This window comes from Trinickia sp. Z7, from assembly GCF_056498045.1.
The window spans coordinates 393,319-405,108 of the sequence record NZ_JAUEQW010000004.1; the positions used below are offsets into that span (position 1 = coordinate 393,319).

Below are 11,790 nucleotides of genomic sequence, written 5' to 3' on the forward strand. Positions count from 1 at the left end.
TTCGTATGGCGGCCCTATTTCATCCGACACGCATAGGGATATTCGACTTGGCTACGCTGATTTGCGGCTCGCTCGCTTACGACAACATCATGACCTTCCAGGGGCGCTTCCGCGAGCACATCCTGCCCGAACAGGTCCACATCTTGAACGTGAGCTTCTTGGTTCCGACGATGCGCCGCGAGTTCGGCGGCTGCGCCGGCAACATCGCTTACGCGCTGAATCTACTGGGGGGCGACGCGCGCATCATGGCGACGCTCGGCGAAGTCGACGGTCAACTCTATCTCGATCGATTCAAGAGCCTTGGCCTGTCGACCGAGCACGTGCGCGTCGTGCCCGAGGCTTACACGGCGCAGGCCATGATCACCACCGATCTGGACAACAACCAGATCGCCGCCTTCCATCCGGGCGCGATGATGCAGTCGCATTTGAATCACGCCGATCGGGCACAGGGCATCAAGCTCGCGATCGTCGCACCCGACGGGTACGAGGGGATGGTGCAGCACACCGAGAAGCTGGCCGCGGCGGGCGTGCCGTTCATTTTCGATCCGGGCCAGGGGCTGCCGCTGTTTTCCGCCGAGGCGCTCAGGCGCGCCATTGAACTCGCTACCTACGTGGCAGTCAACGACTACGAGGCAAGCCTCGTCAGCAATAAGACGGGCTGGTCGCTCGAGGAAATCGCCCAACGCGTCCAAGCGTTGATCGTGACGCGCGGCGAGCATGGTTCGCGCATCCATCATGGCGGCCAGTGCGAGGAAATTCCCGTCGTACAGGCGTCGAAGATCGTCGACCCTACGGGTTGCGGCGACGCGTTCCGCGGCGGCTTGCTTTACGGCATCGAAAATGGCCTCGACTGGGCCACGACCGGCCGCTTGGCAAGCCTGATGGGCTCGCTCAAAATCGAGCAGTCGGGACCGCAAACTTACGCGCCGTCCCGCGACGAAATCGATCGACGGTTCAAGCAGGCCTACGGCTACTCCTTATAAGGCGAGCCTGCGGCAATACTTTGTGGAGCAACAGACAATGAAAACATCGGGCCGGGTCGTGCTCGCCGTACTGGTGGCGGGATCGCTAGCCATGACGGGGTGCGCCTATAACAGCAGTTCCCCCAACGTGTACACGGCGGGACAAGCGCAGCGTGAACAGACCGTCCGCTTCGGTACGGTCGAAAGCGTGCGCGCCGTGTCGATCTCCTCGAACGACGGGCAACCGAGCGGACTCGGCGCAGTCGGCGGCGGTGCGCTCGGCGCCGTCGCCGGGAGTGCGTTCGGAGGCGGTAAAGGATCGATCGCAACGGCCATCATCGGCGGCATCGCTGGCGCGGTAGCCGGCAACGCAGTCGAAAACGGCGTCGCAAAGCGTCAAGGTCTGGAAATTACGGTACGACTGGACAACGGCGATCTGCGCGCCATCACCCAATCGGCGACCGGCGAAATCTTTCAAGCCGGCGAACGTGTGCGCCTGCTCTCGAGCGGCGGCGTGACCCGTGTCACGCACTGACCGTCACACTCGGCCGCCGTTGCATATCTCGCGGCTGCGAGGCTCGGCCCGGATGTAAAAACCCCGCCGCCAGCGTGATGCCGGCGGCGGGGTTCGCCTACATCGACACGCGAGCGCGTGCCACGCCAAGCGCGGCACGCGTCGCGCCGCCCTATTACGGACGGCTGCCGGTCGGGAACGGCCATGCAGCGGCCGGGTTCAGCGCGGTCTTCACCGTCGAAGCCGGCGCCGTCGAAGCGGCCGCAGCAGGAGCAGGCGCAGCGGGCGCGGCTGGCGCAGGCTTCTTGGCGGCAGCCTTCTTCGCGGGAGCGGCTTTCTTCGCTGCAGGCGCAGCAGCAGCCTTCTTCGCAGGGGCAGCCTTCTTGGCGGCGGCCTTCTTCGCAGGGGCAGCCTTCTTGGCAGGCGCGGCCTTCTTGGCCGCAGCCTTCTTCGCAGGAGCGGCCTTCTTAGCCGGCGCGGCCTTCTTTGCAGCCGCCTTCTTGGCCGGTGCAGCCTTCTTCGCCGCAACCTTCTTCACTGCGACTTTCTTGGCTGCAACCTTCTTGGCGGGTGCAGCCTTCTTCGCTGCCGCCTTCTTGGCCGGAGCTGCCTTCTTCGCCGCAACCTTCTTCACCGCAGCCTTCTTGGCCGGTGCAGCCTTCTTCGCCGCAACCTTCTTCACTGCGACTTTCTTGGCTGCAACCTTCTTGGCCGGAGCCGCCTTCTTCGCCGCGACCTTCTTCACCGCAACTTTCTTCGCTGCTGCTTTTTTGGCCGGTGCGGCTTTCTTCGCGGCAGGCTTCTTCTTGGCAGTTGCCATTGTGTTCTCCTTCAGGTTTTCAGATGGTAAGTTTCGAACTACACCCTTCTTCAAACCCGCTTCCCGCTGCGCGCCGGCGACGGCGCGCGCTGCGAAGCGGGCTATTCATCGGCGTACGCAAAGACCAAGCGCTTACGCTAATGAATGCGGTAAGGCGTGCCGTGCCAAAAGGCACCGCACGCCGGATCGAGACGGCAGGTGAACGCACGGCGCTCACGCAGCCCGATAATCGCTCGTGATAAGCAGACGGCTTTGCCGCCCGCTTTCTAAGGGGGTAGTTCGCCCATCCCACTGAAGGGCTCGCAAAGTGCCTGTCATGTTTGTTGGCGGTTGCGCCGCCGGGCACGCTTTGCATTAGGCGATCTTGCTCCTTGCTTTATCCGCCGCGGCTCCTCTCGCGGCGGGCACCCCATCAACATTCATTGCATCGAGCAGCACGCGTCATTCCCAGGACAGCGCACCGCCGGTTTGATATTCAATGACCCGCGTCTCGAAGAAGTTGCGTTCCTTCTTCAGGTCGATCATTTCGCTCATCCACGGGAACGGGTTTTCCTCGTTCGGGTAGAGCGGATCGAGGCCGATCTGCTGGCAGCGCCGGTTGCAGATGAAGCGCAGATAGCTCTTGAACATCGACGCATTCAATCCCAACACGCCGCGCGGCATGGTGTCCTCGGCGTAGCGGTATTCGAGCTCGACCGCGTGCTTGAAGAGCTCGCGAATCTCTTCCCTGAACTCGCGCGTCCACAGGTGCGGGTTCTCGAGCTTGATCTGGTTGATGAGGTCGATGCCGAAATTGCAATGCATCGACTCGTCGCGCAGGATGTACTGGTATTGCTCGGCGGCGCCCGTCATCTTGTTCTGGCGGCCGAGCGCGAGAATTTGCGTAAAGCCCACGTAGAAGAACAGGCCTTCCATGATGCAGGCGAACACGATCAGCGACTTGAGCAGCTTCTGATCGGCTTCGAGCGTGCCCGTCGTGAAGGCCGGATCCGTCAGCGTATGGATGAACGGGATCAGGAACTCGTCCTTGTCGCGGATCGAGGCGACTTCGTGGTACGCGTTGAAGATCTCGCCCTCGTCCAAACCCAGCGATTCGACGATGTATTGGTAGGCGTGGGTATGAATCGCCTCTTCGAACGCCTGGCGCAGCAGGAACTGGCGGCACTCGGGCGCCGTGATGTGCCGGTAGGTGCCGAGCACGATGTTGTTCGCGGCGAGCGAGTCGGCCGTCACGAAGAAGCCGAGGTTGCGTTTGACGATGCGGCGCTCGTCTTCGGTCAGCCCGTTCGGGTCCTTCCAAAGCGCGATGTCGCGCGACATGTTGATTTCTTGCGGCATCCAGTGGTTCGCACAGCCGGCGAGATACTTCTCCCACGCCCACTTGTACTTGAACGGCACCAGTTGATTGACGTCGGTGCGGCCGTTGATGATCCGCTTGTCCGCGACGTTCACCCGCGCTTCGGGTGCGACGGCAGGCTGGGCTGCTTCCACGTATGGGGCAACGGCAAAGTCCTGCGCGAAGATGTTTTGAGCCAACGGAGCTTGCGGCACGACCGGTGTCGCTGCTTGCGTTCCGACGGCCTGTCCCGCGGCGTTGCGCAACGTGTTCTGTTGCGAACCGCTCGAGGGAGTTACGGCAGTCGTCTCGTCATCCCAGTTGAGCATAAATTCTCACCATCAATTTAGATCGGTTTGTACCATCTTTTCACGAGCGATAAAAGGGTTCGCTCACGAAAATCCCTGTTTTTCGATTCGCGCTGCGACCTCGATACAACACTTTGTTCATCAGGCCGCACACGCGAGATCGTCGATGACTCATGAAGGGTCGTCTCGATGCGATGTCTTCTCGCGAAAGAGGACATCGCAAAGCATCGATCGCCGACGCTTCCTGTCCCGCATGTCCTGGGTCCTCCTTCGTCTCTGCGATGTCGATGCGCGTGGTGGTTCGACACATTGCAGCGCCGGTTGCGCTTCATCGCGGGCGCGCCGCGTTTCTCGTTCTGTCGTTCGCGCGCCCGAGACCGGCAATGCCGGCGCGCTACGCGCACGCCGGCGTCCAAGCGAAGCCCTTACTGGCAAGCCTCGCATTCGTCGAAGCCCGGATCGCCGGGACGCAGCATGCAAACGGGACCATCGGGCTGCGGCTCTTCCTGCGCCGCGGACGCTGCATTCATGCCGCCTACGGGCGAACCCGCACCACCGCCGATCGCACCGCCCATCGCGCCGAAACCGCCGGCCGCGCCACCGCCGCTCGCGCCGCCGTCGTCCGAGCGCACCGCATTGAGCGCGCCGTGGGCCACCGTCGACTTCTCGACGTGCGTGGCCGCCATCGTGCGCAGGTAGTAAGTCGTCTTCAGACCGCGCAGCCAAGCGAGCTTGTAGACCTCGTCGAGCTTCTTGCCCGAGGCGCCCGCCATATAGATGTTCAGCGACTGCGCTTGGTCGATCCACTTCTGACGGCGCGACGCCGCTTCGACGAGCCACTTCGGATCGACTTCGAACGCCGTCGCATAAATCGCGCGCAGATCGGCAGGCACCCGGTCGATACGCGAAAGCGTACCGTCGAAATACTTCAGATCGGCCACCATGACTTCGTCCCAGAGCCCGCGCGCCTTCAGGTCGCGCACCAGGTAATCGTTCACCACCGTGAACTCGCCCGACAAATTGGACTTCACATACAGGTTCTGGAAGGTCGGCTCGATGCAAGCCGACACGCCGATGATGTTGGAGATCGTCGCCGTGGGCGCGATCGCCACGCAGTTCGAATTGCGCATGCCGTGGGTGGCGATGCGCGAGCGCAGCGTCGCCCAGTCCATCGTCTCGCTCGTATCGACTTCGACATAGCCACCGCGCGCTTGCTCGAGCAGCTTGAGCGTGTCCTGCGGGAGAATGCCTCGATCCCACAGCGAGCCGCGGTAGCTCGAATACCGGCCGCGCTCCTCGGCAAGTTCCGTCGACGCGTAGTAGGCGTAGTAGCAAACCGCTTCCATCGAGCGGTCGGCGAACTCGACCGCCTGCTCGGACGCATACGGCACGCGCAGCAGATGCAAGCAGTCTTGGAAGCCCATGATGCCCATGCCGACGGGGCGGTGCTTCAGATTCGAGTTGCGCGCCTTCGGCACGGCGTAATAGTTGATGTCGATGACGTTGTCGAGCATGCGCATCGCCACGCTGACCGTGCGCTTGAGCTTGTCGTGATCGAGCGCGTAGCTGCCGTCGGCCTGCTTCACCAGGTGCGCGACGAGGTTGACCGAGCCGAGGTTGCAGACGGCGATCTCGGTGTCGCTCGTGTTCAGCGTGATCTCGGTGCACAGGTTCGACGAGTGAACGACGCCCACATGCTGTTGCGGCGAGCGCACATTGCACGGATCCTTGAACGTGATCCAGGGGTGGCCCGTCTCGAACAGCATGCCGAGCATCTTGCGCCAGAGCTGGGCGGCGGCAATTTTCTTGAAGAGCTTGATCTCGCCGCGCTCGACCTTTTCTTCATACGCCGTGTAAGCCTTCTCGAAGTCGGCGCCGAACTTGTCGTGCAGATCCGGGCAGGTCGAGGGCGAGAACAGCGTCCAATCGCCGCCTTCCATCACGCGCCGCATGAACAGGTCGGGAATCCAATTGGCCGTGTTCATGTCGTGCGTGCGGCGGCGGTCGTCGCCCGTGTTCTTGCGCAGCTCGAGGAATTCCTCGATATCGAGGTGCCACGTTTCCAAATAGGCGCAGACGGCGCCTTTGCGCTTGCCGCCCTGGTTCACCGCCACGGCCGTATCGTTGACCACCTTCAGGAACGGCACGACCCCTTGCGACTTGCCGTTGGTGCCCTTGATGTGCGAACCGAGCGCGCGCACGCGCGTCCAGTCGTTGCCGAGGCCGCCGGCAAACTTGGAGAGCAGCGCGTTTTCCTTCAACGCTTCGTAAATGCCGTCGAGATCGTCCGCGACCGTCGTCAGGTAGCACGACGACAGTTGCGAGCGGCGGGTGCCCGAATTGAACAGCGTCGGAGTGGAACTCATGAAGTCGAACGTCGAGAGCACGTTGTAGAACTCGATCGCCCGCGCCTCGCGGTCGATCTCGTTCAAAGCGAGACCCATAGCGACGCGCATAAAGAATGCCTGCGGCATCTCGATGCGCGCGCCTTCGACGTGCAGGAAGTAGCGGTCGTACAGCGTCTGCAGCCCGAGGTAGCCGAATTGCAGGTCGCGGCTCGCGTCGAGGGCGGCGCCAAGCCGCTTCATGTCGTACTGCAGCAGCTTTTCGTCGAGCAGTTCGGCTTCGACGCCGCGCTTGATGAACTGCGGGAAGTACTCGGCATAGCGCTCGCTCATCTCGCCTTGCATCACTTCCTCGCCCAGAATTTCGCGGCGAATCGTGTGCAGGAGGATGCGGGCCGTCACTTGGCTATAGGCCGGATCCTTTTCGATCATGGTGCGCGCCGCGAGAATCGCCGAGTCGTAGACCTGGCTCAGCGGCACGCCGTCATAGAGGTTCTTGACCGTTTCGGCAACGATCGGCTGCGGGCTCACCGCATCGCCCAGGTTTTCGCAAGCCGATGCGATCAACGCATGTAGCGCTTGCAGATCGAGCGGACGCGTGATGCCGTTGTCGACGACGTTCAGGCCGGAGGACGGCGCGGCGGCGACGTCCTGCTCGTGGCCGCGTTCTTGGTTGCGCTTCTCGCGATACAGGACGTAGGCGCGCGCGACGTTGTGCTCGCCGCCGCGCATCAGCGCCAGTTCGACCTGATCCTGGATGTCTTCGATGTGGAACGTGCCGCCGTTGGGGCGGCTGCGCACGAGCGCGCGCACGACGTTTTGCGTCAGTTGCTCGACGAGTTCGCGCACGCGCGCGGACGCGGCGCCTTGCCCGCCGTTCACGGCCAGGAACGCCTTGGTGACGGCGATCGCGATTTTGGACGGCTCGAACGACACGACGCTGCCATTGCGGCGGATGACCTTGTAGTCCGCGAAGGTCGCCTGCGGCGCGAGCGGCTGCGCGTAGGCGCCACCTTGCCCGCTGGCGGCGCGCCCGCTCAGCGCGCCTTCGTGCTGGCTCGTCATGTTGTCGGTCGTTTGCATGTGCAAAGCTCCTGATCTTGGATGTGCGGTTAAACCGCGGATTGGAACAACCGCCGCGCCACCCCGAGCGCGAACGATGAGGTGCGGGAGAAGAAACGAAGCGACCGGGCCGCGTGGCAGCGCGAGTCGAAAAAGACGATGGTCTTCGTCATGGCTTTTGCGGCTCTGGCTCGCCCCGTTTTTTGCCCCGAAGGTGGAACGCCGGGGCTTTGCCCGGCGCTCGACCCAGATGATTTTCACGTCGCATTTTTTGGTCCGGGCTCGCTACCCGCTGCTCGGACACCGCGGCGTGTCGACACAATATCTAGTGCAACTGCGTCGAATTGCCACCAAGTATAGTAGAGCGATGGGGCAAATCAAAACGCTTTATTTGACGCTGGCGGCTTGACTTTTGATTAACCGAGCCGGGACAAGGACTTATCGGAAACGCAAGCGGTGCGAGGGTTTGCGCGGCGCGAGCCGGCTCGCGCCGGAGTGCGAATCAGGCGTGCCGGTAGGGGAAATACCGATCCGCGAGCGCGGTCTCGCGCTGCACCCTCGCCCAATCGAAATGCGGACCCGGATCGGTCTTGCGGCCAGGCGCGATATCGGAATGGCCGGCCAACGCCTCGATCGGGTAGTGTGCGGCGAGCGCCACGACCAAGGAAGCGAGCGTCGTGTATTGGGCCGGCTCGAAGGGTTGGTCATCGGCCCCCTCCAACTCGATGCCCACGGAGAAGTCGTTGCAACGGCCGCGCCCGAAGAAGTTCGAGACGCCCGCATGCCAGGCACGCGCATCGCACGATACGAATTGCTCGAGTTCTCCGTCCCGGCGAATCACGAAGTGAGACGACACGCGCAATCCGCGCAGATGAGCGTCGTAATACGGATGCGCATCGCAGTCGAGGCGGTTCAGGAAAAGATCGGCGATCGCCCTGCCGCCGAACTGTCCCGGCGGCAAGCTGATGCTGTGGACGACGATCAACGTGGGGATTGCACCGGCGGGCCGCGCCTCGAAATTCGGCGACGGCAGCGCCCGCGCGCCGCTCACCCAGCCGTCTGCGCCGACGGCGAACGGCGTTGCGCTCACCGGCCCTCGCGGCCGCTCGCACGCGCCGCATATCGCCGCGCATGCTCGGCACTGCAAAAGTAGTGCGCGCCGCCGAAAACGGACTCGCTCTTTGGCGCATGCACGCCGCAAACGGCGCAGCGCACCATCGGCTCGGCTAGCTGGCGCGGCTCGGTTGCCGGTTGCGGCCCGGCGCCGCGTGTGGCGCCGGGGCGCGCCGCGCCGCGCATCGCGGCTTGCGTTTGAGCGGCGCGCATCGTCTTCACCAGCCACCGGGCCGCGAGCACGAAGACGACGAGTAGAAGAATCTGTCGCATGAAGATCAAACTCACACCACGGGACGGTGAAGCAGCACCTCGAAGACGAAGCGGCTGCCCACGTAGGCGAGCAGCAAAGCGACGAACGAGGCGAGCACCCAGCGCAGCGCCGCCCGCCCGCGCCAGCCCGATACCTTGCGCGCGGTCAGCAGGCCGCCGAACATCACCCAGGACAGCACGGCGAAGACGGTCTTGTGATCGAAGGTGAGCGGGCGGCCCAGCAACTGCTCGCTGAACAGCACGCCCGAGACGAGCGTGAGCGTGAGCAGCACGAAGGCGGCGCTGATCAAGCGGAACAACAGCTTTTCCAACGTGAGCAGCGGCGGTAGCGTATCGAGCCAGCTGGCGACCCAGCCGCCGCCGCTTCGCTCGAGCGCGCCGCGCAACGCATGAAGGCGGCGCTCGGCAAACAGCATCAGAACGGCGTGCAGCGCGGCGATGGCCGCCAACCCATAGGCGATGTTCGCGATGATGAAGTGGGTCTTGAACAGCGGCGCGGCCGCGTACGAAAGCACCTGCACACCGCCGAACACGAGCGGCAGCAGGGAAGCGACGCACGCGAAGGGCAGCACGAGCAAGCCTAGGCTATCGAGCGGAAAGAAAAAATTCTCGATCCAGTAGATGCAGGCGCCGAGCCAAAACATGGCCGAGAGCGCGAACGCGAAACCGAACACCATGGCATGGCGCGGGAAGATGGTGGTATGCAGCAACACCCCGTGCGCGGCGATCGCCGCGAACAGCAGCACGCGCGCGGCGCGCGGCGAGAGTGCGAACGAGGCCTGCGCCGCCGCGGGGACGGGCGGCACGCTGGAGAGCATCGACGGCGCACTCTCGAGCCGGTGCGAGCGCCACCCGGCGACGGCCAGGCCCCCGTAAAGGAGCGCGGTGAGGGCATACAGTACAATATCCATGTCCCAAGTTTACACTAGGCTGCCTTTCCCGCCCTGCTCGTGCGCTGAGCCAATGAGCCGATGAGCGAAAGGCGGCCGCCTTGCCCAACCGCCCCCATGCTCGACACACTCACCCAACGGATGGCGCGCGTCGTCAAGACGCTGCGCGGCGAAGCCCGCCTCACCGAAGCCAACACGCAGGAAATGTTGCGCGAAGTGCGTCTCGCGCTGCTCGAGGCCGATGTGGCGCTACCGGTCGTGCGCGACTTCATCGCCAAGGTCAAGGAAAAGGCGCTCGGCGAAGAAGTGATGCAAAGCCTGTCGCCGGGCCAAGCGCTCGTCGCCGTCGTTCAGCGTGAACTGACGGCCGTGATCGGCGGCGACTACGAGGGCCGCGCCGCGGAGCTGAACCTTGCTGTCACGCCGCCCGCCGTCATCCTCATGGCGGGTCTGCAAGGTGCGGGTAAAACCACCACGGTGGGCAAGCTCGCGAAGATGTTGCGCGAGAAGCACAAGAAGAAGGTGCTGACCGTCTCGTGCGACGTCTACCGTCCCGCCGCTATCGCGCAGCTCAAGACGGTGACGGAGCAGGTCGGCGCCGATTTCTTCCCCTCGGAGCCGAATCAAAAGCCGGTCGACATCGCGCTTCACGCCCTCGACTGGGCCAAGCGCCACTATCACGACGTGCTGATCGTCGACACCGCCGGCCGTCTGGGCATCGACGAGGCGATGATGCAGGAGATCGCCGCGCTGCACGCGGCCGTCAAGCCGGTCGAAACGCTGTTCGTGGTCGATGCGATGCTCGGCCAAGACGCCGTGAACACGGCCAAGGCGTTCAATGACGCGCTGCCCCTCACGGGCGTGGTTCTGACCAAGCTCGACGGCGACTCGCGTGGCGGCGCGGCGCTATCGGTGCGTCACGTGACCGGCAAGCCGATCAAATTCGTCGGCGTGGCGGAAAAGCTCGACGGGCTCGAGGTGTTCTACCCCGAGCGGATGGCCAATCGCATTCTCGGGATGGGCGACATTCTCGCGCTGGTCGAGGAAGCCCAGCGCAACGTCGACGTCAAGGCCGCGCAAAAGCTCGCCGACAAAGTCAAGAAGGGCGGCGACTTCGACCTCAACGATTTTCGCGCGCAGCTCTCGCAGATGAAGAACATGGGCGGGCTGTCCACCTTGATGGACAAGTTGCCGGCGCAGTTCCAGCAAGCGGCGGCCGGCGCGGACATGGGTCAAGCCGAGAAGCAAATGCGTCGCATGGAGGGCATCATCAATTCCATGACCCCGGCCGAGCGGGCCAAGCCCGAACTCATCAAGGCCACGCGCAAGCGCCGCATCGCGGCAGGCGCCGGGGTGCAGGTGCAGGAAGTGAACCGAATGCTCAATCAGTACGAGCAGATGCGCACGATGATGAAAAAGCTCAAAGGCGGCAATCTGCAAAAAATGATGCGCGGCATGAAGGGGATGCTTCCGGGCATGCGTTGAGCGCAGGGGTTAATGCCGAGGCGCGCCGCCGCGCCCCGCTCCACACTATGTATACAGTCACTGCTCGCCGGACGCCATGAATCGCGAAGAAGCTTTCCATATCTTTCAACACTCGGAAGAGATCGTCTCGGCCTCCGAGGTCGATGCGTCGATCGTGCGCATGGCCACGGCCATTCGCACGCAGATCGGCGAGGATTTTCCGCTCCTGCTATCGGTGATGGGCGGCGCGGCCGTGTTTACGGGCATGCTGCTGCCGCATCTCGATTTCCCGCTCGAGTTCGACTACATCCATCTGACGCGCTACCGCAATACGACCAAAGGCAGCGCCGACATGCAGTGGCGCGTCGCACCGGCGGAATCGGTGAAAGACCGCGTCGTACTAGTGCTCGACGACATCCTCGATGAAGGGGAAACCATGGCTGCGATTCGCGATCGGATTCTCGCCATGGGCGCCAAGCGCTTCCTGAGTGCGGTGCTGTGCGAAAAGCAGATCGCGAAAGCCAAACCGCTGCGCCCCGATTTCTGCGGCTTCGAAGTGCCCGATCGTTATGTGTTCGGTTGCGGCATGGACGCGAAGGGCTACTGGCGCAACTTGCCGACCATTCGAGCGCTGACCGAAGGCGCTTGACGCGGGCGGCCGGCTACGCGCGCTTCCGGTACCTGCCGTGAGAGCCGAGCCATC

Annotated in this window: 11 protein-coding genes; 4 read left to right on the forward strand and 7 right to left on the reverse strand. The window is 63.5% G+C overall.

Features of this window, described 5'->3' with window-relative positions; genetic code table 11:
* Positions 1-47 precede the first annotated feature (47 nt).
* Both QQS38_RS10590 and QQS38_RS10595 read left to right on the forward strand, forming a co-directional pair.
* Entirely contained in the window at positions 48-983 is a 936-nt protein-coding gene (locus QQS38_RS10590) for a carbohydrate kinase family protein (protein WP_479645314.1), read from the forward strand.
* A 37-nt stretch (positions 984-1,020) separates the two neighbouring features.
* Positions 1,021-1,497 carry an outer membrane lipoprotein gene (locus QQS38_RS10595; protein WP_479645315.1) on the forward strand — a complete coding sequence of 159 codons (477 nt, stop codon included), beginning with the start codon at positions 1,021-1,023 and terminating at the stop codon, positions 1,495-1,497.
* 154 nt (positions 1,498-1,651) lie between these two features.
* On the opposite strand, the gene QQS38_RS10600 is transcribed toward QQS38_RS10595, so the two are convergent.
* The 7 genes from QQS38_RS10600 to QQS38_RS10630 all read right to left on the reverse strand — a co-directional run bounded on the left by QQS38_RS10600 (position 1,652) and on the right by QQS38_RS10630 (position 9,644).
* Complete coding sequence (locus tag QQS38_RS10600; protein ID WP_325338650.1) at positions 1,652-2,296, reverse strand: histone H1-like DNA-binding protein; 645 nt, start codon at positions 2,294-2,296, stop codon at positions 1,652-1,654.
* Positions 2,297-2,315: 19 nt separating this feature from the next.
* Positions 2,316-2,651 (reverse strand): hypothetical protein, encoded by a 336-nt coding sequence (locus tag QQS38_RS10605; RefSeq protein WP_479645316.1) that lies wholly within the window; start codon positions 2,649-2,651, stop codon positions 2,316-2,318.
* 86 nt (positions 2,652-2,737) lie between these two features.
* Positions 2,738-3,961 carry a ribonucleotide-diphosphate reductase subunit beta gene (locus tag QQS38_RS10610; RefSeq protein WP_479645317.1) on the reverse strand — a complete coding sequence of 408 codons (1,224 nt, stop codon included), beginning with the start codon at positions 3,959-3,961 and terminating at the stop codon, positions 2,738-2,740.
* 404 nt (positions 3,962-4,365) lie between these two features.
* Positions 4,366-7,368, reverse strand: coding sequence for a ribonucleoside-diphosphate reductase subunit alpha (locus tag QQS38_RS10615; RefSeq protein WP_479645318.1), 3,003 nt, complete (start codon positions 7,366-7,368; stop codon positions 4,366-4,368).
* 481 nt (positions 7,369-7,849) lie between these two features.
* Positions 7,850-8,437 carry a 1,6-anhydro-N-acetylmuramyl-L-alanine amidase AmpD gene (gene ampD, locus QQS38_RS10620; RefSeq protein WP_479645319.1) on the reverse strand — a complete coding sequence of 196 codons (588 nt, stop codon included), beginning with the start codon at positions 8,435-8,437 and terminating at the stop codon, positions 7,850-7,852.
* Entirely contained in the window at positions 8,434-8,733 is a 300-nt protein-coding gene (locus QQS38_RS10625; protein WP_479645320.1) for a PP0621 family protein, read from the reverse strand. Before QQS38_RS10625 ends, ampD begins: the two co-directional genes overlap by 4 nt.
* Positions 8,734-8,744: 11 nt before the next feature.
* Positions 8,745-9,644: a cytochrome C assembly family protein gene (locus tag QQS38_RS10630; protein WP_479645321.1), complete on the reverse strand. Its 900-nt coding sequence runs from the start codon at positions 9,642-9,644 to the stop codon at positions 8,745-8,747.
* Positions 9,645-9,740: 96 nt separating this feature from the next.
* Here QQS38_RS10630 and ffh point away from each other — a divergent pair, with 96 nt between their 5' ends.
* Both ffh and QQS38_RS10640 read left to right on the forward strand, forming a co-directional pair.
* A complete protein-coding gene (gene ffh, locus QQS38_RS10635; RefSeq protein ID WP_479645322.1) occupies positions 9,741-11,108 on the forward strand; it encodes a signal recognition particle protein in 1,368 nt (455 codons plus the stop codon).
* Positions 11,109-11,184: 76 nt separating this feature from the next.
* Entirely contained in the window at positions 11,185-11,736 is a 552-nt protein-coding gene (locus QQS38_RS10640) for a hypoxanthine-guanine phosphoribosyltransferase (RefSeq protein WP_479645323.1), read from the forward strand.
* Positions 11,737-11,790: the final 54 nt, after the last annotated feature.

Excerpts from the sequence above, each read along its gene's own strand:
- QQS38_RS10600 (WP_325338650.1), bottom strand. The coding sequence starts at position 2,296 with ATGGCAACTGCCAAGAAGAAGCCTGCCGCGAAGAAAGCCGCACCGGCC.
- QQS38_RS10610 (WP_479645317.1), bottom strand. The coding sequence starts at position 3,961 with ATGCTCAACTGGGATGACGAGACGACTGCCGTAACTCCCTCGAGCGGT.
- QQS38_RS10605 (WP_479645316.1), bottom strand. The coding sequence starts at position 2,651 with ATGCAAAGCGTGCCCGGCGGCGCAACCGCCAACAAACATGACAGGCAC.
- QQS38_RS10640 (WP_479645323.1), top strand. The coding sequence starts at position 11,185 with ATGAATCGCGAAGAAGCTTTCCATATCTTTCAACACTCGGAAGAGATC.
- ffh (WP_479645322.1), top strand. The coding sequence starts at position 9,741 with ATGCTCGACACACTCACCCAACGGATGGCGCGCGTCGTCAAGACGCTG.
- QQS38_RS10615 (WP_479645318.1), bottom strand. The coding sequence starts at position 7,368 with ATGCAAACGACCGACAACATGACGAGCCAGCACGAAGGCGCGCTGAGC.
- QQS38_RS10625 (WP_479645320.1), bottom strand. The coding sequence starts at position 8,733 with ATGCGACAGATTCTTCTACTCGTCGTCTTCGTGCTCGCGGCCCGGTGG.
- QQS38_RS10630 (WP_479645321.1), bottom strand. The coding sequence starts at position 9,644 with ATGGATATTGTACTGTATGCCCTCACCGCGCTCCTTTACGGGGGCCTG.
- QQS38_RS10595 (WP_479645315.1), top strand. The coding sequence starts at position 1,021 with ATGAAAACATCGGGCCGGGTCGTGCTCGCCGTACTGGTGGCGGGATCG.